The organism is Nonlabens xiamenensis (assembly GCF_003865345.1).
GTDB lineage: Bacteria > Bacteroidota > Bacteroidia > Flavobacteriales > Flavobacteriaceae > Nonlabens > Nonlabens xiamenensis.
In genome coordinates this window covers 285,214-309,816 of sequence record NZ_RMVE01000001.1, presented here as the reverse complement: position 1 = coordinate 309,816, position 24,603 = coordinate 285,214, and the positions used below count along the sequence as shown (strand labels likewise).

General features: G+C 42.3%; 24 protein-coding genes. 11 read left to right on the top strand and 13 right to left on the bottom strand.

Features of this window, described 5'->3' with window-relative positions; genetic code table 11:
* The first annotated feature begins 118 nt into the window (after positions 1–118).
* Positions 119–919: a DUF6503 family protein gene (locus tag EGM47_RS01430; protein ID WP_124978985.1), complete on the top strand. Its 801-nt coding sequence runs from the start codon at positions 119–121 to the stop codon at positions 917–919.
* A gap of 121 nt (positions 920–1,040) precedes the next feature.
* On the opposite strand, the gene EGM47_RS16565 is transcribed toward EGM47_RS01430, so the two are convergent.
* Positions 1,041–1,169, bottom strand: coding sequence for a hypothetical protein (locus EGM47_RS16565; protein ID WP_262707044.1), 129 nt, complete (start codon positions 1,167–1,169; stop codon positions 1,041–1,043).
* A 157-nt stretch (positions 1,170–1,326) separates the two neighbouring features.
* On the opposite strand from EGM47_RS16565, the gene EGM47_RS01420 reads away from it, so the two are divergent.
* Positions 1,327–2,619 (top strand): aminopeptidase P family protein, encoded by a 1,293-nt coding sequence (locus EGM47_RS01420; RefSeq protein WP_124978983.1) that lies wholly within the window; start codon positions 1,327–1,329, stop codon positions 2,617–2,619.
* Between the two features lie 13 nt (positions 2,620–2,632).
* Positions 2,633–3,436 carry an amidohydrolase gene (locus EGM47_RS01415; RefSeq protein ID WP_124978982.1) on the top strand — a complete coding sequence of 268 codons (804 nt, stop codon included), beginning with the start codon at positions 2,633–2,635 and terminating at the stop codon, positions 3,434–3,436.
* Here the strand turns inward: EGM47_RS01415 and EGM47_RS01410 are convergent.
* The 9 genes from EGM47_RS01410 to EGM47_RS01370 all read right to left on the bottom strand — a co-directional run bounded on the left by EGM47_RS01410 (position 3,396) and on the right by EGM47_RS01370 (position 13,641).
* Positions 3,396–4,997 (bottom strand): Ig-like domain-containing protein, encoded by a 1,602-nt coding sequence (locus tag EGM47_RS01410; protein WP_124978981.1) that lies wholly within the window; start codon positions 4,995–4,997, stop codon positions 3,396–3,398. The genes EGM47_RS01415 and EGM47_RS01410 overlap by 41 nt on opposite strands.
* Positions 4,998–5,115: 118 nt before the next feature.
* Entirely contained in the window at positions 5,116–6,351 is a 1,236-nt protein-coding gene (gene clpX / locus EGM47_RS01405; RefSeq protein WP_124978980.1) for an ATP-dependent Clp protease ATP-binding subunit ClpX, read from the bottom strand.
* A gap of 171 nt (positions 6,352–6,522) precedes the next feature.
* Positions 6,523–7,197, bottom strand: a complete 675-nt coding sequence (locus tag EGM47_RS01400; protein ID WP_124978979.1) for a ClpP family protease — start codon at positions 7,195–7,197, stop codon at positions 6,523–6,525.
* 88 nt (positions 7,198–7,285) lie between these two features.
* Positions 7,286–8,614, bottom strand: coding sequence for a trigger factor (tig, locus tag EGM47_RS01395; RefSeq protein ID WP_124978978.1), 1,329 nt, complete (start codon positions 8,612–8,614; stop codon positions 7,286–7,288).
* Between the two features lie 167 nt (positions 8,615–8,781).
* The gene (locus EGM47_RS01390) at positions 8,782–9,129 is read right to left on the bottom strand and encodes a phage holin family protein (protein ID WP_124978977.1); all 348 of its coding nucleotides are present in this window, start codon (positions 9,127–9,129) and stop codon (positions 8,782–8,784) included.
* A 75-nt stretch (positions 9,130–9,204) separates the two neighbouring features.
* On the bottom strand, positions 9,205–10,794 hold the full coding sequence (locus EGM47_RS01385) for a G-D-S-L family lipolytic protein (RefSeq protein WP_164510801.1): 1,590 nt from the start codon (positions 10,792–10,794) through the stop codon (positions 9,205–9,207).
* A gap of 14 nt (positions 10,795–10,808) precedes the next feature.
* A complete protein-coding gene (locus tag EGM47_RS01380; RefSeq protein WP_206052092.1) occupies positions 10,809–12,062 on the bottom strand; it encodes an OmpP1/FadL family transporter in 1,254 nt (417 codons plus the stop codon).
* 104 nt (positions 12,063–12,166) lie between these two features.
* Positions 12,167–12,928: an alpha/beta fold hydrolase gene (locus EGM47_RS01375; protein WP_124978975.1), complete on the bottom strand. Its 762-nt coding sequence runs from the start codon at positions 12,926–12,928 to the stop codon at positions 12,167–12,169.
* A complete protein-coding gene (locus EGM47_RS01370) occupies positions 12,928–13,641 on the bottom strand; it encodes a pyridoxine 5'-phosphate synthase (RefSeq protein WP_124978974.1) in 714 nt (237 codons plus the stop codon). Before EGM47_RS01370 ends, EGM47_RS01375 begins: the two co-directional genes overlap by 1 nt.
* A gap of 84 nt (positions 13,642–13,725) precedes the next feature.
* Between EGM47_RS01370 and EGM47_RS01365 the strand changes: the two genes are divergently transcribed.
* The 7 genes from EGM47_RS01365 (at position 13,726) to EGM47_RS01335 (ending at position 20,911) form a co-directional block, all read left to right on the top strand.
* A complete protein-coding gene (locus EGM47_RS01365) occupies positions 13,726–14,382 on the top strand; it encodes a CBS domain-containing protein (protein WP_124978973.1) in 657 nt (218 codons plus the stop codon).
* Between the two features lie 3 nt (positions 14,383–14,385).
* Positions 14,386–15,261 carry an NAD kinase gene (locus tag EGM47_RS01360; protein WP_124978972.1) on the top strand — a complete coding sequence of 292 codons (876 nt, stop codon included), beginning with the start codon at positions 14,386–14,388 and terminating at the stop codon, positions 15,259–15,261.
* Between the two features lie 100 nt (positions 15,262–15,361).
* The gene (gene porG / locus EGM47_RS01355; RefSeq protein ID WP_124978971.1) at positions 15,362–16,048 is read left to right on the top strand and encodes a type IX secretion system protein PorG; all 687 of its coding nucleotides are present in this window, start codon (positions 15,362–15,364) and stop codon (positions 16,046–16,048) included.
* A gap of 2 nt (positions 16,049–16,050) precedes the next feature.
* Positions 16,051–16,785, top strand: a complete 735-nt coding sequence (locus EGM47_RS01350) for an isoprenyl transferase (RefSeq protein WP_124978970.1) — start codon at positions 16,051–16,053, stop codon at positions 16,783–16,785.
* Positions 16,786–16,789: 4 nt separating this feature from the next.
* Positions 16,790–19,366 carry an outer membrane protein assembly factor BamA gene (gene bamA, locus EGM47_RS01345; RefSeq protein WP_124978969.1) on the top strand — a complete coding sequence of 859 codons (2,577 nt, stop codon included), beginning with the start codon at positions 16,790–16,792 and terminating at the stop codon, positions 19,364–19,366.
* A 34-nt stretch (positions 19,367–19,400) separates the two neighbouring features.
* On the top strand, positions 19,401–20,309 hold the full coding sequence (locus EGM47_RS01340; protein ID WP_124978968.1) for an OmpH family outer membrane protein: 909 nt from the start codon (positions 19,401–19,403) through the stop codon (positions 20,307–20,309).
* Positions 20,310–20,389: 80 nt separating this feature from the next.
* Complete coding sequence (locus tag EGM47_RS01335) at positions 20,390–20,911, top strand: OmpH family outer membrane protein (RefSeq protein WP_124978967.1); 522 nt, start codon at positions 20,390–20,392, stop codon at positions 20,909–20,911.
* Positions 20,912–21,027: 116 nt separating this feature from the next.
* Here the strand turns inward: EGM47_RS01335 and EGM47_RS01330 are convergent, their stop codons facing one another.
* The 3 genes from EGM47_RS01330 to EGM47_RS01320 form a co-directional block, all read right to left on the bottom strand.
* Positions 21,028–21,222, bottom strand: a complete 195-nt coding sequence (locus EGM47_RS01330; RefSeq protein WP_124978966.1) for a cold-shock protein — start codon at positions 21,220–21,222, stop codon at positions 21,028–21,030.
* Positions 21,223–21,372: 150 nt separating this feature from the next.
* Positions 21,373–21,861 (bottom strand): RNA methyltransferase, encoded by a 489-nt coding sequence (locus EGM47_RS01325; RefSeq protein ID WP_124978965.1) that lies wholly within the window; start codon positions 21,859–21,861, stop codon positions 21,373–21,375.
* Positions 21,862–21,933: 72 nt separating this feature from the next.
* Positions 21,934–23,028, bottom strand: a complete 1,095-nt coding sequence (locus EGM47_RS01320; protein WP_124978964.1) for an aldo/keto reductase — start codon at positions 23,026–23,028, stop codon at positions 21,934–21,936.
* Positions 23,029–23,145: 117 nt separating this feature from the next.
* On the opposite strand from EGM47_RS01320, the gene EGM47_RS01315 reads away from it, so the two are divergent.
* Positions 23,146–24,600, top strand: coding sequence for a sensor histidine kinase (locus tag EGM47_RS01315; protein ID WP_164510800.1), 1,455 nt, complete (start codon positions 23,146–23,148; stop codon positions 24,598–24,600).
* The last annotated feature ends 3 nt before the right edge of the window (positions 24,601–24,603 follow it).

Genomic DNA, 24,603 nt, shown 5'->3' with positions numbered 1-24,603 from the left:
ATGGATGCCCTATACTTCTCTCCTGTTGCCACAAGGGAATAATTGACCAGCCCAGGGGAATTGTCAAACAATTATAGCCATGTTGATTGCGTAACTTTGCGACTCTAAAAACATTCAGATGAACAAGTTGTTAATGATTATAACGGTTGCTCTAGGGTTGTCGGCTTGTAAAAACGACAATACCACATCTCACCATCAAACGGATGAGATGCCTACGACCGCACCTAAGGATTCCTTGGATATGACCAGATACCCTGAAGCAATTCAAGAAGTATTTAAGGCACATGGGGGTTTACAGCGATGGGACGATATGAAGAGCCTAACCTACACGATGGGTGACCAGGTCACAATTACTGATGTGGACAGCAGAGACATACAGATTGAAACGCCTACGCATAGCATTGGATCGCGGGATGGATCTGTTTGGATCGCTCAAGACAGTACCTATTTTCCAAAAGAACAAGCAAGGTTCTATCATAATCTTATGTTTTATTTCTATGCTATGCCATTTCTTCTGGCAGATGATGGTATTGTTTACAGTGAAGCTTCACCGCTGGATAAGGACGGCATCCAATATCCAGGCATTAAGATTGCCTATGAAGACAACGTGGGAGACTCACCAGAAGACAACTATATCTTATACTATCATCCAGAAACTAAACAAATGAATTGGTTGGCCTATACTGTCACGTACGGCAAAAATGAAACATCAGACCAATATAGCTTTATCCATTACAACAAATGGCAGGAAATCAACGGATTGCTATTGCCTGAAGAGTTAACTTGGTATACTGTTGAAAATGGCCAACCCACTGATCCTAAGGGAGAACCTCGCGTATTTACCAAAGTGGATATAGATGCTGCCCCATTGGATCCATCCACTTTCGAAATGCCAGAAAACGGTGTAAAAGTCGATTAATTTTAAATGAAATAGTTGATAGGCCACTTGTATTGAATACAGGTGGTTTTTAATTTTTGCTACATTTATACTGAGGCAACAGGTTATAAGTATCCTTACTTAAGCCGATATGCCACACCTATTAATCAATACTGGGTTTATGGAAAATGTCAAATACTTTATCATGGGCGTCGCTTTGCTCATCGTGCTGCTGCTGGTCTTCTCTTTTATCAAAAACCGCAAACGCAAAAAGAGCAGATAAATCTTTCAACAGCAATCTGGGATTTAGGGCGGCTTTTCTTTGCTGTGCCGACTCAGCTTATTAACTTGCCTGATCATGTTGGTGGCGCTTTCGCGAAAGCGAATCCAAAAGAATCCTCGTAGGGGATCATCTGGGCGTCATCCAGAATTTATAATGCTTGATTTTTATGAAATACGATCCTATTGATCCAAAGTTGTTTATTCATAACCGTAAAAACTTTATGGCACAAATGAAGCCAAAGAGTATTGCGGTTTTTAATTCCAACGATATTTTTACCACTGGAGCTGATAGTACGCTGCCCTTTACCCAAGCCAGAAATATTTTCTACTTAAGTGGCGCCGACCAAGAAAATACCATTTTGGTACTTTTTCCAGATGCTCCAGATCCGAAAGATCGCGAGATACTTTTTGTTACTGAAACTAACGATCATATCGCCGTATGGGAAGGTGCTAAATTTACCAAAGAAAAAGCCACGGAAATAACAGGTATACAGCAAATTCAATGGCTCAAAGATTTTGATAAAAAGTTCTTTGAGTTGATGACCCAATCCGAGACGATTTATTTTGATACCAACGAGCACTATAGGCAGTCAGTGGTTCTTGAAACCAGGGAAGACCGTTTTATCAAAAAAACCAAGGAGCAATTTCCAGCCCATAATTATGCCAAGAGTGCCCCCATTTTACAGCGACTGAGATCGGTCAAGCATCAACTCGAAATCGATCTCATGCAGACGGCCTGTGATATCACTAATGCTGGTTTCCGCAGGGTGCTGGGCTTTTTGGAACCTGGCAAAATGGAATACGAGGTAGAAGCAGAATTTCTACACGAATTCATTAGAAAACGCAGTGACGGATTTGCCTACACACCTATTATCGCTAGCGGTAACAATGCTAATGTTCTACACTATATAGAGAACAATAAAGAATGTAAAGACGGTGATCTTATGCTGATTGATGCAGGTGCTAGTTACGCTAATTATGCTAGCGACATGACGCGTACCATCCCAGTCAACGGCAGATTCACTGACCGCCAAAAACAAGTATACAATGCGGTATTAAGGGTCAAAAATGAAGCTACTAAAATGTTGGTTCCAGGGACGATGTGGAAGGAATACCATGTAGAAGTAGGTAAGTTAATGACAGCCCAACTGCTGGAACTAGGGCTACTTGATAAAGCCGATGTCCAAAATGAAGATCCGGATTGGCCAGCTTATAAAAAATATTTTATGCACGGGACCTCCCACCATATTGGATTGGATACGCATGATTATGGGATTCTATGGGAACCCATGCAAGCTAATAATGTGTTTACGGTTGAGCCAGGTATATACATTCCTGAAGAAGGCTTTGGGATCAGGCTGGAAGATGATGTGGTGATCCAGGAAAATGGAGTGCCCTTTAATCTTATGCGTGATATTCCGATCGAAATCGAGGAGATCGAAGAATTGATGAACCAATAACTAACAGTTGGGCATGGATAGCAATGACTTAAAGGTAAGCCTGATTCAGGATATGCTGCATTGGGAAAATCCAACAGCCAATTTAAACGATATTTCTACCAAATTGGTCAAATTATATGGTGCTACTGACCTGGTCGTATTGCCAGAAATGTTCACCACCGGGTTTTCTATGAATCCCCAAGGATTGGCCAGCGGAGATGAAATACTGGACTATTTAAAAGATCATGCTGCCCGAGGAAATTACGCCATTTATGGCAGCGTGATGTTTTATACTGGAGAGTTTTATGTGAATAGGGGGATTTTTATGCGACCTGACGCCACCTTTGAGCTCTACGATAAGCGACATACTTTTACGCTGGCTGGTGAGCATGAAGTATACCATCAAGGGGGACAACCTGTGACTACTTCTTATAAAGGTTGGAAATTTTTGCTGCAAATCTGTTATGACCTCAGGTTTCCAGTCTATTCCAGAAATACCCAGGACTATGATGTAGCACTTTATGTGGCCAACTGGCCTGTGCCGAGAGTAAATGCCTGGGATGCCTTATTAAAGGCCAGAGCGATTGAAAACATGAGCTATGTCGTCGGAGTGAACCGGATCGGCAAGGATGGAACTGGCATGGATTATAGCGGCCATTCACAGGTGTATGACGTGCTAGGCAATGCTATGCTTGAACATCCGTGGATCACCGCAGGGATTCAGGAGGTTAAGCTGTCCAAAAAGGGATTAAACAACTATAGAGGCAAGCTGAGGTTCCTGGAAGATAGAGATGCTTTTAGTCTACACGAAGTGTATAGTACCGATCAAAATTCTTGAGTAAATTGATTAAATCGGGATAGTAAACTACGCGTTCAGGCTGGATGTCTTGAAGAAAATTACCTCCATCGTACCTCCCGTTATCGTTTCGATCGTACACCAGTCTTAGATAATAATCCCCTGGATCCAAAAAATTGAATTCGTACTCATCGGCTTCAGTCACGCTTTGTTCAGCTACCAGGCTCAGGTCTTTTTTAACTACTTGTAGAAGTAGTGGGGTAGTGGAGGAACCCACCAGGGTCACAAAGATATTTCCGTAGTCATAAGCACTCCTGGTGCTGTATTTTAATGCGAGGGTGTCGAGATTCTGACTGCCATAGAAGTCTGTAATCGCTCCAGGTAATAATTGTAAGGTATAGCGTTGATCCTCATCCCTGGGAAACTTGAAAGTAGCAAGGTTTTTGAGTGAGTCCAGCACAACAGTGAATTCCATATTCAAACTATCCTTGTCGATTAGACTGATTTTGTCCGTATTGACGGTGTTGATAGGTGTGGTAGCACTGATGGCCGCTGGATTGCGCAACGAAAGTTCGCCTTTTTTACTTAGGCTCAAGCTATCTCTCTTCAATTCTTTGATACGAACCTTAAATTCTTTTTCGAAATCGGCAACTCTGGTATTTAATAGCAAGCTATCCTGTTCCAAGGCTGGTCTGAACCAGTACTGCAGTGTATCCTTGTCTTCAAAGCTGGTAAGTCTTGTAGCCTCAAACAGGTTTTCCGGATTGGGTTGGATCTCAACTGTGCTTAGGTCTCCCGTGTACCCAATAAAAAGTTTGGATTGGGCTTCCTGGGTGATTTTTTTGATGGAGGAGTCCAATTCCTGGTCATACATCTTGATGGTATATACGGTATCACTGGGCACCTTCACAAATCCGGAGACAAAACCAATCTTATCCCGACCTGGATTAAAGCTGAGGTTGCGATTGTCTTCCTTCAGCGCCACCATCTTGTAGGTACCTTCCTTTAAGTTTTCCATGGTAAAGGTGGTAAGGCTGTCCAAGGTGTTCAGCACATAATTAGGCTGACCGTTATAAATAATGCTGTCGGTATAGCTTTCATTGACCTCATAGAGCAGCACATTGACAAATTCTTCAGGCTCAAACTTGATAGCGTCGATAATTTCGCCTTTGAGCGTCAAAGAATCTATGACTGGTCCAGTACTGAATACATATTTGAAAAAAGGATATGGGTTCTCTTCATTGTTATCTACAATACTCTGACCAAAATCAAACACATAAGTCGTGTTCTCCTTCAACGTATCGGTGATGGTTATATTAATTTTTTTAGAGGCACTACCTTGCGGAGTAATCAGTGGGCGAGTCTTAAGAGGTGGGGAAATTACCAGCTGTTTCTGCAGCTCCTTAAGTTTGACATATTCATTGAATTGAATCTCAATTTCCTGACCGCTGAAATTTGTGGTGAAGTTAGGCGGAGAAGCACGAACAATGGCTGGTGGTGTTTCATCAATGGGTCCGCCGGTTGGGGTTCCTTTTTTGGCACATTGTACCAAGGCCACGGCGATAAGCGTGATCAATAATAAATAATGCAATGCTTTTTTCATCTGTACTAGAAACGATGGCAAGTTAAGCGGATTGTGTAGAATCAGGAAAATAGAATTCAGTCCCTGCGATTCACTTCAATTTAAAAGGTACTTTAACTGTAATTATTATTGGTAGTGACTAGCCCACCGCCTTTAATTTCTGGATACCACTTTTACTGAGCTTTGCCGCTGCATAATCTTCTGTTACTCGCAGTGTTTGCTCTTCTGTTCCTGGAAGGTCAAACATGGCATCGGTGAGAATGGCCTCACACAAAGAGCGTAGTCCGCGAGCACCCAACTTGTATTCGATGGCTTTACTCACAATATACTCCAGTGCATCTTCAGTAATTTCAAACTCGATGTCGTCCATTGCAAAGAGTTTCTTGTACTGTTTGATGATCGCATTTTTTGGTTCGGTTAAAATAGCCCTTAATGTTCCAGCGTCCAGCGGATTCATATGGGTTAATACCGGTAATCTTCCTATGATTTCTGGAATCATACCAAAATCTTTAACGTCTTTAGGGATAATATACTGCAGCAGATTATCTTTTTCTGCTACGATATCATTGGACATGCTGGCACTAAAACCTACGGCCTGCATATTTAATCGTTTGCGGATCACCTTTTCTATACCGTCAAAGGCTCCACCAGCGATAAAGAGAATATTTTCTGTATTAACTTCAATGAACTTTTGATCTGGATGTTTACGACCACCTTTGGGTGGGACATTGACGACGGTTCCTTCCAACAGTTTTAATAGTCCCTGCTGAACCCCTTCGCCAGAGACATCTCTGGTGATAGATGGATTATCACTTTTACGGGCAATTTTATCAATCTCATCGATAAAAACAATTCCCGTCTGGGCCTTTTCTAAATTATAATCGGCCGCCTGAAGTAATCGGGTCAGTATACTCTCTACATCTTCACCTACGTAACCAGCCTCGGTTAGCACGGTCGCATCAACGATAGCCAGAGGTACGTTCAACATCCTAGCAATGGTCTTAGCAATCAGGGTTTTTCCAGTTCCTGTCTGGCCTACCATCATGATGTTGGATTTTTGGATTTCCACGTCATCTTCCGTCGCTGGCTGTAACAACCTTTTATAGTGATTGTAAACGGCGACGGACATTACTTTTTTGGTGAATTCTTGCCCGATAATGTATTCGTCCAAGAATTCCTTGATGGCTTTGGGTTTTTTGAGTTCCAGCTCTGATTTGGATACACCAGGTTTTTCTACACTGGTATCCTCCATTACGATACCATGGGCTTGCTCGATACAGCGGTCACAGATATGTGCATCCAGTCCTGCGATCAGCAAATTGGTTTCGGCCTTATTTCGACCGCAAAAACTGCATTCTAGTTGTTCTTTACTCATGATTTATTTGTTTGGGCCATAAGCCACATTGAGCGTCCAGAGCGGATGCTTAGAGCAATTATTCTATGCTGTGTTAATCATAGATCTATTGGATGGAAAACTGTGGTCAACTTTGGCGATTGTCTCACCCTTCAATTCAATAGAATCTGCTTAGCTGTTGATATACGAAAATTAATCCCTTCTCAATACTTCATCAATCATGCCGTACTCTTTGGCTTCGTCGGCTTTCATCCAATAATCCCTATCTGCATCTTCATAAACCTTGTCATAGGTCTGATCAGAGTGTTTTGCGATGATATTATATAATTCCTCTCTAAGTTTCACAACCTCTGCGGCTGTGATCGCAATATCACTGGCTTGACCTTGAGCGCCGCTGGAAACTTGGTGGATCATCACGCGACTGTGTGGTAAGGCGCTACGTTTTCCATCAGCTCCTGCGCACAATAATACAGCTCCCATGCTTGCAGCCATACCAGTACAAATGGTAGCGACATCCGGTTTGATGAATTGCATAGTATCATAGATTCCTAATCCCGCATAAACACTTCCTCCTGGCGAATTAATATAGATCTGGATGTCCTTGGAGGCATCTGCACTTTCCAAAAACAGCAATTGGGCTTGAACGATATTGGCCACTTGGTCGTTCACTCCTGTTCCCATAAAGATAATGCGGTCCATCATCAATCTGGAGAAAACGTCCATTGCAAGAACATTCATCTGTCTTTCTTCTATGATATTGGGAGTCAGATTAGTGGGGTACATGCTCCCCATGATTTTATCGTAATACATCGGGTTCACGCCCTGATCTTTTACCGCAAATTTTTCAAATTCTTTTTTGATATCCATAGAATGTAATAATAGGGTGTAATGAATAAAAAAGGCGTTAACTTCATAATAAAATAGTCAACGCCTAAAGGTACGAATTAAGAAGTGACTATGCGTCGTATGCTTCCTTGATGAACTCTTCGTAAGTCAATTCTTTCTTTTTTAATTTCGCATTTTCTTTAAAGAACTTCAGCATTTTTTCATTTTGCAGCTGCTCGCTCATTCGCTTGACCTCGTCCTGATTACTCATGATACGTGCAACCACTTGGTCGACTTCCTCGTCAGTAGCGTCAGTGTGTCCATATTGAGCCATTTGCTGACGGATCATATCTCTGGCATAAGCTTGAAGGTCCTCAAACTTCAATTGTAGGTCCTCGTTGTTTTTTACAATATTGGACTCGATCAATTGGTATCTCAAACCTTTTTCAGAGCGTTCATATTCCTGTGCCGCTTCTTCCTCTGTCAATTCGTTTTCGCCATTATTGGCGATCCAACGCTTAAGAAAGTCGGCCGGTAGGTCAAACTTGGTATTTTCTATCAATGATTCGGTAACGTCAGTCAGCAATTTTTGATCAGTCTGTTGTTCAAATTGCTTTTTGGCATCTTCGCGTAAGCGTTCCCTTAATTCTTCTTCACTTTTGATGACATCAGGCCCAAAAAGTTTATCAAAAAACTCTTGATTCAATTCTGCTTTCTCCCGCGTATTTACCTCTGTGATTTCAAAAGTAACGGCTACATTCAAATCGCTGGCTTGATCATTCTCCAACTTTAGGTAATGAGCAAGATCCGTTTCCTCATTAAAAAGATTCTTGGTTTTGAATTCGATTTGATCACCTACTTTTGCCCCTACCAATTTCTTAAGATTGGTTTTTCCTTTGATTTTGGAAGTGCTGAAGGTTGCGTCTGTATTGATATTTTCATCGTCGTTTCGAAATACTCCAGTGACTTCATCGCCTTCGGCTACTTCTTTCTTTGCTACCAATCTTCCGTATTGCTCGCGTACTCTATCAATCTGGTCGTTGATGGTTTTATCGTCAGTTTTGATCTCGTAGTGGGTGATGGCTTTTTTACCTTTCACATCCACTTCAAAATCAGGTGCCAAGCCTATCTCAAACTCAAAGCTAAAATCTTCTCCTTCCCAATCGATACTTTCCTGTTCTTTAGGCAATGGGTTGCCTAATAGGTTAAGATCCTCTTTGGTAATGTATTCATTCAGCTCGTGCTGGATCAACTTATTGATCTCGTCCACAAGTATTGGTGTACGGTATTTTTTTCTAATCAGGCTTGCAGGTACATGTCCTTTTCTAAAACCTGGTATATTGGCTGTCTTGCGGTAGTCAGCAAGGATCTTGTCTACCTTGTCCTGATAATCTGCTTGAGCGATGTCTAGGGTAAGCGTCGCATTAAGCGCGTCTACGTCAGTACGTTTGATATTCATTTAAAGACTTTTAAGTGCTGTTAAAATTGGGCTGCAAAATTAGTCTTTATTTGCTTGTAAACAAAGCCTTTATTTAACGCTCATAAAATCTTTCGGTCCTATGTCTGCTTACTAGAACTACTGACGTAGGGTCAAAGAATTATCAGACAAGCCATCTTTCAACTAACCTATGCTTTTTCCTTATCTATCATGCTATCAAGGACCGAACGAGCCAGAGCAAGTAATAGGGAAAAGATCAAAGTCCAAAAGAATCCGTCCACCTCAAATCCTGGCACTAACCAATCTGCCAGGTGCACGATAATCACGTTAATGACCAATAAAAATAAGCCTAACGTGATGATGGTTATGGGCAGGGTAAGCACAACCAGAATAGGTCGTACGATAAAATTAAGAATCGAGATGACCAATGCCACCAAAATGGCAGTGAAGTATCCAGATACTTGTATACTTGGTAACAGTTTTGCGAGTCCTACCACGATAGCAGCGGTGACCAATAATTTGATGATAAATTTCATGAATACGGTTTAGGGTAAAAATAAAAAATCCGCTCAAGAATTCTTGAGCGGATTATATAAGGAAATAAATTTTGTTTATTGTACGTCGTCACTAGGCTGTACAGATGGATAATTACCAATATCTACTCTAGGTAACGTTGAACCATATTGCGCATTGATGGCATCGATGATCACATTGGCCGTAAAGGCATAACCTCTTCCTGTCGGGTGTACGCCGTCCAAAGAGAATGCTCCTCCATTTGCATAAGTAGATGTCAACACACCGCCGTTATAGCCAACTCCACCAGCAGCAACATCAGCCAGTGCTGCTCTAGCATCTACATAAGCCAAACCATTATCCGCAGCCAATTGTTGAATAACATTGTTATAGGCTTGTTGAGCCGCCGTTACTCGGTCTTGCTCATCCTGAGTCAATACGTTTTGGTCCTGCATCGCAAAAGTTAAACCATTTGCAGACAATAATGCGGCTTGCTGTTGTGGAATTCCTGCATTCACCAAGCGAGTGAGATTGTCTTGATTAAGCTGTCCGATAATTGGTGCACTTGTAAAAGTGATCAGATCAGAACTATTGGCGGGCCTGATTTGTCCGAATTGCTCAGCGATGGCTCCTGCGGCTGGTCCAAAGGACGGCGTTAGGGCAGCAGTCAATTGGGGAGTAATATCAACCAAGGTTTCATCACGAACAACAAGCGGGCTCGCCGCGGTCATTGAGAAACTTACTTGTCTCTCAGGAAAACCAAAAGCAACAAAAGCTTGGTTAAGGTCCTGATAAAATGCGTTAAGTGCTGGAATTTGGGCCGCAAATGTTGCGTCAGTAGGATCCAATGGAGCAAATGGTACAGTGGTAAAAAATGGTATGCTTGTAACATCTGGTATGTTCACTAGCGCACCTTTGGCACCATTTGCTGTCATGGCTGCTACCAACTGTTGGTAGACTCCTGCAAACACATTGTTATTAGTGATGCTGTTGCTACCTTGGGTTGCAGGGTTGACATTCATTGTTTCGTTGTTATCAACACCTACACCGCCACTGGTTGCATAACCCAGGATGTCATTGTTACCGATCCAAAGCGTAAAAAAAGTACCATTGGCCGCAGCTGCATCTGCAATAACGGTAGCACTATTGGAGCTAGAAAAACGAGCAAAGTAAGGATTGGCCGTTCCAGCGGGTACTCCTGCAGGATCACCGTAATTGGGCGCGGGCAAGTGATAAACTCTTGCTCCAGGAACACCAAAATTGTTCAATGATATGGTGACTTTTTCTGTTGTTTCAGTAGTTGGTGTACCGTTCAAAACGGCGGGACCAACGGGTGTTCCTGCACCATCAGAGGCCAGTACGAAACGGTTAGGCAAGATCTGCACACCGTTTAAAAGTAGGCCACCCAGATTATCATCCATCAAAGGCTGATTGAATTCGCCTCCACCGGCTAATTCCATCTGACCTGCAATGATGGCAGGAAAAGAGTTTTGTTGTGCGCTGCGATATAAGGCACCATCTGCAAAACCAGCAGTCAAAGAGTTTCCTACCGTTACAAATTTGGAGAAGTCTGCCTCACCAGACGTGTATGTATCTGCATCTTCAATCGGATTGTCAAATTCTGGCTCACAACCCACTATGGCAACTCCCGCCAGCAATAAAGCTATATATCTTAAATTATTTTTCATCATCTTATTTTTTATTACATGTTGTAAGTCAGACCTAATCCAGCGATCAAGGCCGAGGATTTATAAGTTCCCTCAAATGGAGCAGCTACCGGTGAACCCGTATCAAAGTAAAAGTCATAGGACTCAGTGATCTCCTTGAACCTCAAATAAAGCACAGAAGCATCGATGGCAAACTTTGGGCTGATCTGATAAGAAAGTCCAAACGTGTAACCATTGGAATCATTTCTAGGTGTTTCAGGGGCAAAGTAACCAGACCGTACGGGAGATTCATCAAAATAGTAACCTGCCCTGACGACAAGATTATCCAACGCCTGATATTGCGCTCCAAACCTGTAAGTAGAAGAATCTTTGTAGTTTCTGGGGTTCTCAGAGACTATACCATTGTCAAACTCAATGTCCAAACTGTTGTATTCACTCCAGAAAGCACGATTGTAGTCAAAAGCAAGCAATAATTTATCACTTAGTTTGTAAGAGATACCTAAAGTCGCTTCCGCTGGTAGGGGAAGTGTTGCTGTGAATCCAGTAGTTCCATTGTCTGGAGTCAGCGAACTATTAGGAAAGTTAGAGAAAGTGGCCGTGCCTTCTTCACTCTCAATGTCGATCAAGGATCTGTAGTTAAATCCTAAAGTGAACTTATCGCTAGGGGTAAACATCAAACCTGCGCTCCATCCCCAAGCGGTTACACCAGAGTCTTCAATAGCGATGTTAGAACGATTACCTTGCTCATCAGTGAGTGTACGACTGGCATTACGGTTAAACTCTACTCCTCCAATCGCAAGGATCGGTCCACCACCAATACTTACACTGTCAAAAAGTTGGTAAGAAAGTGTAGGTTGGATAAAAATAGCGCTCAATTCGATTTCATTTACCAGGTGGGATCCAGCCCAGTCAGTTGGCCAGGTTACGTTACTCCCATAAGGTGTATAAACACCAATACCAGCGGCAAAATCCTCTGTAATTTTATAAGTCGCATACAGATAAACTGGGGTACCTGCTGGGCTATCAGTTTCTGCGAAGGTTCCGAAATCTTCATTTTGGTACTTTACGTCAGAAAAAACACCAAATCCACCTGCACTTACACTCAATTTATTCTCCAAATGCACCAGTCCAGCCGGGTTGAAGAATAAGATGTCGGCACTATTGACAACGGCAACACCAGTGTGTCCCATAGCCAACTGCTTGTTACTCTGCGTACTCACACGATATCCACCAGCATAAGCAAACGTAGAGATCAAACAAAGCACAACAAAAACTTTCAGTTTGTTCATAATCAAGGGTTTGTAAAAATAAATTAATTAAGTTGTGGTCAAATTTAATATTAAATTAATGTTACGCAAGCGATTTCGTTAATATTATGCTTGCATAATATGTTTTATTTTAGGAATTCCATAACATATGTGAAAAACTCTTGTGGTTTCTGCGCATGAAGCCAGTGTCCAGCACCTTTGATTGTCTTCAATTCTGCTTTCGCGAAAGCGTGATCAATCAACATCTTGTCCTGATCCGTAATATAGCCAGATTCCCCACCTCTGATAAAAAGCGTATCAACCTCAATGACTGGATGGATGTCCTCATGTACACCAACCTTTTCCTGTGCCTCTCCCAGAACATCCAGGTTAAACCGCCAATTATAGATTCCTTCTTTTTTGCGATATAAACTTTTGAGTAAAAATTGCCTGGTGCCAAAGTCTTTAATTTTAGCTTCCAGCACTTCATCAGCCTCCTGACGACTATTGACCTGTGAAAGATCAACCGACTTTAACGCATTGATGATGTCGCTGTGGTGGGGAGGATAAGGCTTTGGCGCGATGTCTGCGATAATCAATTTATCGATGAGTGTTGGAAACAGGCTGACGGCTTTCATGGCTACTTTTCCGCCCATGCTGTGTCCTAAAAGAATAATCTGTTCCAGTCCGTGAGCTGAACAATAGTCTTTGATATCTTGGGCCATCATTTCATAACTAAATTCAGAGCTATGTGGGCTACGTCCGTGATTGCGTTGATCGATCAAATGAACTTGAAAACCTGATTCGCTCCATTGTCTACCCAAGGTTTTCCAATTGTCTGCCATACCAAGGAATCCGTGTAGGATTAAAAACGGTTGGCCTTTTCCTAAAATAATACTGTGTAACATCAGGCTAAACGGGCTTTATACATATTGATGACATTCTCCAGGCCTAAGTATAGACTCTCAGAAATCAAGGCGTGTCCTATAGATACTTCTAGCAAATCTGGAATCTCCTGGGCAAAATATTTAAGATTGTCCAAGGATAAATCATGACCCGCATTAATACCTAGACCCACTTTGCTGGCTGCGGTAGCTGCTTCAATATATGGAGCAATGGCTTTGCGTGGGTCGTTGGGGTAATTTTTGGCATAATCCTCCGTATATAATTCGATACGATCTACACCAATGGCAGCTGCACCTTCTACCATTGACACCACTGGATCAATAAAAATACTTGTTCGTATACCTTGTTTTTTAAAATGTTTTACCATTTCACTCAGCAGATCTTTATGTTTTAAGGTGTCCCATCCTGCATTGGAGGTAATGGCATCTGGTGCATCAGGCACTAATGTAACTTGCGCGGGTTTGACCTCATCCACCAGTTGTACAAAGCTCTCAATAGGGTTGCCTTCTATATTCAATTCGGTTTGAACCACTTTTTTCAAGTCTCTGGCATCTTGATACCTGATATGACGCTCGTCAGGTCTCGGGTGGATTGTGATCCCCTGAGCACCAAATCGCTCAATATCCATAGAGGTCTTGATCAAATCTGGCACATTTCCTCCCCTGGAATTGCGCAGGGTTGCAATCTTGTTCACATTTACGCTCAGTATGGCCATCGCTGTATTTTTTACCAAAAATACAAAGGAACCTCATGTTGGCATAAGTGCAGAATTGATTAATTTGCATGAAAACCGGAATTCATGAACATCACAGACTATATCATCAATGATGTGGAGCCACTAGGAATGGATGCCCCTATTTCAAAAGCTCAGGCCATTTTTTCCCAGCTCACTTATTCCCACCTTCCAGTGATGGATAAGGGGAGTTATATAGGTTGTCTGAGTGAAAATGATGCACATTGCTTTGAATCCAACCAAAAATTAAACGAAATCAAATATTCTCTGGACTCTTTTCAAGTTCGGGAGGACACCCACTGGTTGGACGTATTGGAAGCTTTTGCCCAAAGCCAGTCCAATATCATGCCTGTACTTAATGCCCAGCTAGAATATCAGGGCTACTATGAGCTTAAAGATATCATGGAAATCTTTAATGATGCTCCCTTTATGTATGAATCAGGAGCAGTGATCGTGATTGAAAAAGGCTCTACTGATTATTCCTTCAGTGAGATTATCCAGATCGTGGAGTCCAATGATTCCAGGGTGTTTGGATGTTTTATCAGTGGCTACCGGGACCACCTATCTGAAATCACCCTTAAAATCAGTCCTGAAAACCTGAACGCGGTGCTTCAGACCTTTAGGCGATATAGCTATGAAATTATCAGCGCGGCCGAGGAAGATTCTTATCTGGACACCCTCAAGCAGCGATCAGACTATCTGGACAAATACCTTAATATATAAGTCATGCAGAAAATAGCCATTTACGGTCGCTACCTACACGATGATACCTTGCCCACATGCAGGGAGTTGTTGTACCTCTTGCTGGAGAAAGGTTGCGAAGTGGCTATCGAAAATGAGTTTCATACCATGTTGCTCGAACAAGGTGTGGGAGCAGGAATACCAGGTTTTGAGACCTTGGATGCTTCCTATGATGTATTGATCAGCATCGGTGGTGACGGAACCGTGTTGAGGGCTGTTTCTTTTGTGGGGAAGACAGATATTCCGGTGATAGGTGTCAATACGGGTAGGCTGGGATTCCTGGCTACACTGCATAAAGACCAACTCAAAGAAGCGGTTGTTGCGCTTTTTGAAGGCAGGTATCAATTGAGTAAGCGCAGCTTGATCACACTTAGTTCATCCCATGCTGATCAACATACGCCACCCCATAATTTTGCTCTCAACGAGGTGACCGTAAGTCGCATGAACACCACCAGTATGATCCAAATTGAAACCATGCTAAATGGTGAGCTGCTGACAAGCTATTGGGCCGATGGATTGATTGTTTCTACTCCAACAGGTTCGACTGGTTACAGTCTGAGTTGTGGGGGGCCGCTGATTTCTCCAGATACCGATGCTTTTGTACTCACGCCTATAGCGCCACATAACCTCAACGCGCGTCCTTTGGTTATACCAGACCATACTAAGATTGAGTTGCGTATCAGCGGTCGCGAAGAAGAATTTTTGGCTTCTCTAGACAACCGTATTGCCAGCTACCCCAATGAGACCATCTTGACCTTAAAGAAAGCCGATTTCACCATCGATCTTATTGAATTGACGGACCAAAGCTTTATCAAAACCATCCGGGAAAAATTGTTGTGGGGTGAAGATAAACGCAACTAGACAATAAAATCATCCAATCCTTGTTTTCTGTACTACAATAGGGCATGAATCCTCATGCTGGGTAAAGAGAATTGTTATATTTGCACGTTTTAGAAATTTCATGCGGTTAGGAGTATTGGCACTAATTTTTTTGGTTTGCGCTTTCGCGAAAGCACAGACCTACGAGATAGGAGTTTACGGAGGGACTTCCAACGTCGTGGGTGATGTGGGGAGTACACAGTATGTCCAATTGAAGGATCTCGCTTTTGGAGGAATATTCAAATGGAACCGCAGTCCACGACATAGTTTTAGGGCAACTTTTATTGCAGCCAATATGGTTGGTGACGATAATGACAGCGATGATATCTCCAGGGACTTAAGGGGTTATAAATACAACTATTCCTTACTGGAAGCCAGTGTAGGTATCGAGTATACCTTCTGGGAATGGGAGTTATATTCTGGAAAACAACACATCACTCCCTATTTGTATACTGGTCTCACAGGTTTTCATTACAGCCTGTTTGCATTAAATAACACAAATGAGTTGGAGGAGTATGGTGAAACGATAGATATTGCGGTCCCAATTATATTTGGGGTAAAGACCAATATCGCTGATCACTGGGTCCTCGGAGCAGAGGTGGGCGCGCGTTACACCTTTACAGACAACTTGGATGGTAGCAACCCGGTAAGGAGCAAGGATTTTGATGTCCTGGAGTTTGGAAATGTCAACAACAATGACTGGTACATCTTCACAGGGATCACCTTGACCTACACCTTTGGTCGTAAGCCATGCTATTGTAACTTTTAGTAATGACAAAAGATCTACCTAAGCTTAAGAATATCCCAACGCATGTTGCCGTCATTATGGACGGTAATGGTCGATGGGCTAAAAAACAGGGTTTGATGCGCGTGCGTGGTCATGAAAAGGGAGCCAAAGCGGTTAGGCAAACTGTAGAAACCTGTGCAGAGCTAGGCGTTAAATATCTTACTTTATACGCTTTTAGTACCGAAAACTGGAAACGTCCCAAGCTAGAGGTAGACACCTTAATGAAATTGTTGGTTTCCAGCCTGAAGAAGGAATTACCTACATTACAAAATAACAACATTTCCCTCAAGGCTGTGGGCGCGCTGGAATTGCTGCCCGCAACTGCCCAAAAAGAACTTCAAGAGGTCATACAAGCCACCAAGGACAATAGCCACATGAGTTTGACGCTCGCGCTGAGTTACGGGTCGAGAGAAGAGCTAATTTCCGTGATCAAAAATATCGCTAGTCAGGTAAAGGATGGCAACCTGGAGATTGAAGATATCGATAATGAAGTGATCCATCAGCATCTTTATACGAGTTTTATGCCTGACGTAGACTTGCTTATCCGTACCAGTGGAGAGCAGCGCATCAGTAATTTCCTGCTATGGCAAATCGCCTATGCAGAATTATATTTTACTGAAGTTCTTTGGCCAGACTTCAGGAAGGAACACCTTATAGAGGCCATTTATAATTATCAAGATAGAGAGAGAAGGTTTGGTAAAACGAGTGAACAATTATAACAACATGACAAAAACGCTTTTACAGCAGTTATTGATAGTCATATGCATCTTGTCTGGAGCTATGTCTTTTGCCCAGAAAAAAGAGGACTTACCCATAGGTGATGCTACCAAATATAAAATTGGGGACATCAAAGTAACCGGAAGCCAGACCTATAATGAGAATACCGTGATCGCTTTTACAGGATTGCGTAAGGGTGAGGAAATATACGTTCCTGGAGAAAGACTAAGTGGTGTGGTTAAAGAAATGTGGGACCTCAAGCTATTTAGCGATATCCGAATCTTTGCCACGAGCATCGAAGGTAATCCAGATGATGCCTTAGTGGATACCATCAACCTTGAGATCAATATCATTGAGGTGCCCAATCTTAACGAGGTGACCATTGAAGGATTGAGAAAAGGACAAACCAAGGATCTTCAGGAAGAACTCAAACTTTCCAAAGGGCGTAAGACGACCGAAAACCTCGTGACCAATACCCGTACTTATATCGAGGACAAATACCGTAAAAAAGGTTTCCTTTATGCTGATGCATTGGTACGTACCCGTGTAGTAGAAGACACTACGGGTAAAAATATTGTCGACATGAAGATCGAGGTAGATCGCGGTCCAAAGGTCAAGATTGCCGAGATCAATTTTGAAGGAAATGAAAAGATCAGTGATAAGAAACTGAGAGGAGCGATGTCCAACACCAAGGAAAAGAGATTCTACCGTTTGTTGAAGCGTTCTAAATATATTGAAGAGGATTACCAGGAAGACCTGGAGTCTGTTGTGGATGCCTATAAGGAAAGAGGGTATCGGGATGCCAGAATAGTGTCTGATACTTTGACCAAAGTGGATGATAAAACAATTGCCCTTAATATAAAGGTGGAAGAAGGAAACAAATATTACTTTGGTGACATCAGCTTTGTAGGAAACCAGGTTTATTCAGATGATCAGCTCAGACGTATCATCAAGGTAGAAAAAGGTGATGTATACAATGGAGTTGCCTTTGACGAGCGCATCAGCAATCCCCAGGATCCTGATTCTGATGACTTGACCAATCTCTACCAAAATACCGGATACTTATTTTCGTCTGTCAATGCGGTAGAGACCAAGGTGCAAAACGACACTATTGATTTTGAGATTCGCATCGTTGAGGGTAAAGAAGCCTATTTCAACGATATCAGCGTCAGCGGAAATACTCGAACCAACGATCATGTTATCTATCGCGCGATTCGTACGTCTCCAGGTGAGAAGTATTCCCGCCAGAAGATTATCAATTCAATCAGGGAATTGGGGGCCTTGGGCTTTTTTGATGCCCAAAAAATCAATCCGCAGTTGAAGAATGTCAGCCAGGAAGAAGGTACTGTAGATGTGGAATATGAGTTGGTAGAAGCTGGCGCCAGTCAGATCGAACTTCAAGGAGGCTACGGTGGGGGTGGTTTTGTAGGAACTTTAGGACTGCGATTCAATAATTTCTCTTTGCGCAATCTTTTCAATGGAAAAGCCTACCAACCTGTCCCTATGGGAGACGGCCAAACCTTGGCGATCAGGGCGCAAGCGAGTACTATTTTTAGGACTTATTCCCTCAATTTTACAGAGCCTTGGTTAGGAGGTCGAAAACCCGTCTCTTTTAATGTGTCGTTTTCGCACAGTGAACAGTTTAGGGTGAATCAGCAAAACTTCAGGGAAGTAGACCGGAGCCAGAGATTTTTAATTACTGGAGGTACTGTAGGAATCGCCAAACGCCTAGAGTGGCCGGATAACTTTTTCCAGTTTTCCCAAGCAATCTCTTTCCAACACTATAACTTAAAGAACTATCAGACCAGCTTGTTCAACTTCCCCAACGGGTTTTCTAATAACCTGGCCTATACCATCGGTTTGAGTAGAAACAATGTAGGGGTGAACCCCATTTTCCCTACCTATGGTTCTTCCTTCTCTTTGACGGCCAAAATGACGTTGCCTTATTCCTTATGGAATGGTGTTGATTATGCCAATCTAGAGGATGATCCTGAATTCCAAACCAATGGAATTGCAGATCAAGGAAAAATCGATCAGGAAAAATTTAAGTTCCTAGAATATTACAAGATCAAGTTTGAAGGGACCTGGTACACCCAACTGTACGAAAAACTTATTCTTCAAACCAAAACAGAATTTGGTTTCTTAGGCGCTTATAACAATGACCGCGGCCTGGTTCCTTTTGAAAGGTTCTTTGTAGGAGGAGATGGATTGGGTGCGTTTTCACTGGATGGTAGGGATATCATCAGAATGCGTGGTTATGACAATAGCTCACTTACGACCAGTAATGATGGTGATACCGTGTACAATAAATTCTCAATGGAATTGCGTTATCCTATCTCATTGGAGCAAGCAGCTTCCATTTATGTCTTGACTTTTGCAGAGGCTGCAGGGTCTTATGACAGGTTCAGGAGCTATAATCCGTTTGATGTTGAGCGCTCTGCTGGCGCAGGATTACGTATATTTATGCCTGCCTTTGGTTTGCTGGGGGTTGATTTCGGATATGGATTTGACCCTGTTCCTAGTGCAGTGAGCAATGATCCTAGTGGTTGGAACGTTCACTTTATAATCGGCCAGCAATTTTAATTTGGCACGGTTATTTCAATTAAACACTTTGGTTATGAAAAATAGGTTTTCAATTTTCGTACTAACTGTTCTTCTTGGTTTCGCTTTCGCGAAAGCGCAACAACGAGGAGCGCGTATAGGCTACGTGAACATGGAATATATCCTTGAAAGCGTGCCGGAATATCAAGAGGCATCCCGCCAATTGGAACAGAAGATGTCCAAATGGAAACAGGAAATAGATGCCATGAATACCGAGATTGAGCAAATGGAGACAGCCTTGAAAAATGAGCGCGTGTTGTTGACCAAAGAATTGATCGAGGAAAAAGAAGAAGACATCGCCATCAAGCAACAGGAATTAGCAGATTATCAGCAAAAGAGGTTTGGAGCACAAGGTGATTTTGTGTTGCAAAAACAACAATTGATTCAACCGGTCCAAGACCAGGTCTTTAATGAAGTGCAAAAGATCGGGCAGCAAAAAAAATATGACTACATAGTCGATAGCTCAGATCTGGCCATGTTATATAGTGAAGACAGACACGACATTAGTGATGTGATTCTTAAAGCTATAGGTCGCACTGGCAAGAAAAAGGAAGCTCAAAAGAAGGAATTGAGCAGGACGGAGCAAATAGAAAAAGAGCGTGAAGGGGCTTTTATTTCTGTTGCAGACCGGGAAAAGATCGAGGAAAAGGAGGAAGAGTTACAAGAGCGTCAGGAAAAACGTCAAGAAATTGTTGACGAGCGTGAAGCTGAAAAAGCCGAACGCATCAGAGTCAGAGATTCTATTCGAGCTGCCAAGGCTGCTGCCTACAAAGAACGAAGAGAAAAATTGATGGCAGAGCGTCAACGTAAGAGAGATAGTATAGCCGCGGCACGAAAAGCTGCCAAAGAAGAAAGAGAAGAAGAACTTCGTAAAAAACGAGAAGAGCGGGAACAAAATAACGGAAGTAGTTCTGGTGGTAATTAATCATTGTTCTATGTATATTTGCAGCCGCTTTAAATCAGCTGTTTAAGAAATTAATTAAGAAGAAAATAATAAAAAAAGAAATGAAACAAGTAAAAACCCTCTTAGCGATAGTTGCATTTGTATTTGCTGGTATTAACCTGGCTAATGCGCAAGCAACACCTACTAAGATATGTCACGTTGCCTCGCAAGAATTGGTAGAGTCTCTACCTAAAGCGATTGCGGCTGACAAGCAATTGAAAAACCTGGCCAAGACTTATGAAACTAAGTTAATGGCCATGGACAAGGAATTAAAGACCAAGTATACCAACGCTCAAGAGGCAGCTCCTAACAAGACACAAGAAGAAAACGAACGCGTTTTGGCTGAATTGGGAGAAGGACAAAAGAAGCTAGAAGAGTACTATCAGCAATCGCAGAAGGCGATGGCCCAAAAAAGGCAGGATCTTTTAAAGCCACTTTATAAAGAAGTAAGAGAGGCCATCTTTAAGGTTGCTCGTGCCAAAGGATTTGATTATGTACTAGATTCAACTACAGGAACTGGTATCATCATGGCTGATGGATATGATCTTACTCCTGATGTAAAAGCAGAGTTGGGTATCAATTAATCCCGAGACGAAAATAAATAAAAAGCCGATCCTTAAGGATCGGCTTTTTTGTGACTATACCGCATAAAAAATCCCAGTCTTTTAGGACTGGGATCACTAGGTTCAATGAAGAGGGTTTACTCAAGAACTCTGACGTTGACGGCGTTCATTCCCTTTTTTCCTTCTTTCTCTTCGTATTCCACTCGATCTCCTTCTCTGATCTCGTCAATAAGACCTGTGACGTGTACAAAGCAATCTTGTTCTGTACCTTCTTCAACAATAAACCCAAAGCCCTTGGACTCGTTGAAAAATTTTACTGTTCCTTGTTTCATGGTAATGCTAAGCTTTTAAGTTGATAGGATAAAGGTAGGATCTTTCCTGTATCCAAATTGTTAAGACCTCAATTTATTTTATGGCGCATAACAACTTAGGATGCAATTGTAATCACATTTAGATAGGCCTCCATTCACAACTTTTTGGATTCATTTGGACCTTGGCGCGCCATCGATATATACACTAGCGCCTTTAACACTGCGATCATACATGACAATACTGCCAGCCACAGCAACATTTAGGCTTTTAGGGGTGTCGAATTTAATTAGCAAATGGGATTTTTCAATGGCTTCTTTGCTTAATCCATGGTCCTCGGCACCCAATAAGTAAATACAGTTCCTGGGGTGAGCAAAGTCATGCAGGAATTGGGCCTCTTCCACTAACTCCACACCCACAAGCATCGCGCCTTTGGGTATGTGCTGGTAGAATTCGGTAAAGGTACGGTAGTGAAAATACGGTATTGCTTTGACGGCATCGTGGGTATCGCAAGCCTGTTTAGCATATCGGTGGCCTATGGTAAAAATAAAGTGAGCACCTAAATTTTGAGCGGTGCGCCAAAGCACCCCAAGATTTTCAGGTGTTTTACCATTTAAGATGCCGATTCCAAAATATCCAGGTTCCAAATTGTCCAATTCCATGGCACAAAGGTAGAGCTATTTGATGATTGGATATGACAAGAAACCAATCACCATACTCCATATGAAATTTTCTTAAACCCGCTGCTGCTTGTGGTAATGGGCGGGTTTGTCTGCCAGTTCTGCCTCTTTGATAATGCGTTGCTGGATATTGGATTGAAAAAAGGTGTAAGGATAGACCTTATCAAAATCACTGGCCTTGTTCAGTACTTCCATCAATGGTAGCGGAATTTCAAAATCCAATGCTTTCATATTACTCTCTAATTGTGACATTTTTGTCGCTCCAATGATAACACTGCCCACATTGGACTGATTAGCGACCCAATTGATCGCTGTACTGGCCATGGGTTGATCAATCTGGTGGCTGACTTCATGGAGGGCTTTAACGATCCCCCAGTTGCGTTCGTTGTCTTTGGAACTGACCTCACCGCCATCATCAGTAATTTTTTTGAGTCTACCCTCTACATCCTTTTGGCCCTCAATGCCAGGTTTGTATTTTCCAGATAGAAGTCCGCCACCCAAGGGTGACCAGGCCATAATACCAGCTCCTGTAATTTGTCCCAAGTCAATGTATTCATTTTCGATGGCCCGTTGGATCAAGGAGTATTCCAGTTGAAAAGTACAAATTGGCTCATAACCTCTGTGCTGGGCTAGAGATTGTGCCCTAGAAGCATACCAAGCCGGTACATTGGAAAGACCTGCATGAAGAATTTTTCCTTCCCTCACCAGATCATCCAGACTACGCATGACTTCCTCTACTGGTGTGACCTTATCCCAGCAATGCATTATATATAAATCAATATAGTCGGTTTTTAATCGTCTTAGCGAATCTTCAACGCTGCGTTTGATGTTCTTGCGTCCATTTCCGCCAGCATTGATTTTATGTCCTTCCGCAGTGTTGAAGGTGAATTTGGTCGAAAGGACGATCTCCTCCCGATTCTTACGCTCCTTCATAAACTCACCGATGTAGCGCTCACTGGTTCCTCCGGTGTACATATCAGCAGTATCAATAAAATTCCCACCCAGATCCAGATACTGATTAAAGATTTGCTGTGATTCTTCCCGGCTATTGCCCCAGCCCCATTCCTTTCCAAATGTCATGGTGCCCAGGGCCAGTCGACTTACTTTGAGTCCCGTTTTTCCTAGGTTATAGTAATTATTGATTGGCATAGAAAGTTTTTTTAGTAAGTTAAAAACGCTTTCGCGAAAGCGATATTAAAAGCAGCTTAAAATTTATCAGCATTTAGGTAAAGATAGGCTGGCTTGATTATTGCTATTTTTGGCTTCATGAAATTCTACAGGAACAGTCTGAGGAACCGCATCTTTTTTTCTATGATGCTGCTTACCGCCATTGCTAGTGTTTTGATCGCCGGTATGTCGATCTACCAATTCAGGGAACAAGCCAAGGATTATCACGAGAAAAGACTCTTGAGAAAAGAGCAGGCCATCAAGGAAAGTATCGCCTATACACTAAGGAAAACAGATTATGAGGTTTCTACAGACAACCTTCCATTCATTTTCAAAGACGAGATTTATGACATTAGTGCCATCCATGGTATGCCTATTTATATGTACGATCTTCAGGGCCGCTTGCGCAAAAGTTCCAAAGCCCAGTTTGTAAATGATAGTATACATCGCCAAATTCCCAGTGATATCATTCAGCATCTCGCCAATGCTCAAGATGGCCGATATGTTGTCAAATTTGAGGTGGATGACCAAAGCTACAGATCCAGTTATTCCTACCTGATTGACAACCAATTTAAGAATATTGCCATTCTCAATCTGCCGTATATCGAGAATGACGATTTTATGAATTATGAGCTGGAAGAATTTCTCAAGCGCCTCGCAGGGGTTTATTTGTTGATGTTTTTGTTTTCATTGTTTTTGGGGTATATCCTTTCCAAATATATCACCAGATCTATTCGCAATATTTCAGACAATCTGAAGTATTTGGACATTTCTAAACGGAATACAAAAATCGAGGTAGATCATAAGGGGACAGAAGAAATAAATACCCTGGTCGCTTCTTATAATAACATGGTGGAACAGCTGGAGGAAAGTGCGGTCAAATTGGCCACGAGTGAGCGCGAACAGGCCTGGCGTGAAATGGCCAAGCAGGTTGCCCATGAGGTTAAGAATCCGCTGACACCAATGCGTCTTACCGTACAGAGTTTCCAACGCAGGTTTGATCCCGAGCAGAGTGACGCCAAGGATAAATTAAACGAATTTGCCAACAGCCTGATTGAACAAATTGATGTCATGAGTAATATAGCCAGCGCATTCTCTACCTATGCGACCATGCCGGCACAGAAAAATGAGCAGACTGATGTGCCCATGGTAACTCAACTGGCGCTGGATATTTTTAATGAATCCAATATCAAATATTCTGAAGATGCCCCCTCGCTGATGGTTGTTTTTGATCGTACCCAACTTATTCGGGTAGTGACCAATTTGGTTAAAAATGCTATTCAGGCTACTGACGCCGATCGCAAAAACCTGATCGAAGTGGCGGTGACACATACTGACGATGAGGTGCAAATTACTGTTTCAGATACTGGCACAGGCATACATCCCGATCATCAAGATAAAATATTTGAACCAAAATTTACCACCAAAACAAGTGGAATGGGACTAGGTCTAGCCATGGTAAAGCAAATCGTTGAAAATTTCAATGGCCATATCAGCATGCAAACTATTTATGGTCAGGGCACCACATTTAAGGTAGTATTACCCAGAGTTTGATGG

Coding starts and splice junctions, on each gene's coding strand:
- EGM47_RS01430 (WP_124978985.1), top strand. CDS start 119: ATGAACAAGTTGTTAATGATTATAACGGTTGCTCTAGGGTTGTCGGCT.
- EGM47_RS01420 (WP_124978983.1), top strand. CDS start 1,327: ATGAAATACGATCCTATTGATCCAAAGTTGTTTATTCATAACCGTAAA.
- EGM47_RS01415 (WP_124978982.1), top strand. CDS start 2,633: ATGGATAGCAATGACTTAAAGGTAAGCCTGATTCAGGATATGCTGCAT.
- EGM47_RS01410 (WP_124978981.1), bottom strand. CDS start 4,997: ATGAAAAAAGCATTGCATTATTTATTATTGATCACGCTTATCGCCGTG.
- clpX (WP_124978980.1), bottom strand. CDS start 6,351: ATGAGTAAAGAACAACTAGAATGCAGTTTTTGCGGTCGAAATAAGGCC.
- EGM47_RS01400 (WP_124978979.1), bottom strand. CDS start 7,197: ATGGATATCAAAAAAGAATTTGAAAAATTTGCGGTAAAAGATCAGGGC.
- tig (WP_124978978.1), bottom strand. CDS start 8,614: ATGAATATCAAACGTACTGACGTAGACGCGCTTAATGCGACGCTTACC.
- EGM47_RS01390 (WP_124978977.1), bottom strand. CDS start 9,129: ATGAAATTTATCATCAAATTATTGGTCACCGCTGCTATCGTGGTAGGA.
- EGM47_RS01385 (WP_164510801.1), bottom strand. CDS start 10,794: ATGAAAAATAATTTAAGATATATAGCTTTATTGCTGGCGGGAGTTGCC.
- EGM47_RS01380 (WP_206052092.1), bottom strand. CDS start 12,062: ATGAACAAACTGAAAGTTTTTGTTGTGCTTTGTTTGATCTCTACGTTT.
- EGM47_RS01375 (WP_124978975.1), bottom strand. CDS start 12,928: ATGTTACACAGTATTATTTTAGGAAAAGGCCAACCGTTTTTAATCCTA.
- EGM47_RS01370 (WP_124978974.1), bottom strand. CDS start 13,641: ATGGCCATACTGAGCGTAAATGTGAACAAGATTGCAACCCTGCGCAAT.
- EGM47_RS01365 (WP_124978973.1), top strand. CDS start 13,726: ATGAACATCACAGACTATATCATCAATGATGTGGAGCCACTAGGAATG.
- EGM47_RS01360 (WP_124978972.1), top strand. CDS start 14,386: ATGCAGAAAATAGCCATTTACGGTCGCTACCTACACGATGATACCTTG.
- porG (WP_124978971.1), top strand. CDS start 15,362: ATGCGGTTAGGAGTATTGGCACTAATTTTTTTGGTTTGCGCTTTCGCG.
- EGM47_RS01350 (WP_124978970.1), top strand. CDS start 16,051: ATGACAAAAGATCTACCTAAGCTTAAGAATATCCCAACGCATGTTGCC.
- bamA (WP_124978969.1), top strand. CDS start 16,790: ATGACAAAAACGCTTTTACAGCAGTTATTGATAGTCATATGCATCTTG.
- EGM47_RS01340 (WP_124978968.1), top strand. CDS start 19,401: ATGAAAAATAGGTTTTCAATTTTCGTACTAACTGTTCTTCTTGGTTTC.
- EGM47_RS01335 (WP_124978967.1), top strand. CDS start 20,390: ATGAAACAAGTAAAAACCCTCTTAGCGATAGTTGCATTTGTATTTGCT.
- EGM47_RS01330 (WP_124978966.1), bottom strand. CDS start 21,222: ATGAAACAAGGAACAGTAAAATTTTTCAACGAGTCCAAGGGCTTTGGG.
- EGM47_RS01325 (WP_124978965.1), bottom strand. CDS start 21,861: ATGGAATTGGACAATTTGGAACCTGGATATTTTGGAATCGGCATCTTA.
- EGM47_RS01320 (WP_124978964.1), bottom strand. CDS start 23,028: ATGCCAATCAATAATTACTATAACCTAGGAAAAACGGGACTCAAAGTA.
- EGM47_RS01315 (WP_164510800.1), top strand. CDS start 23,146: ATGAAATTCTACAGGAACAGTCTGAGGAACCGCATCTTTTTTTCTATG.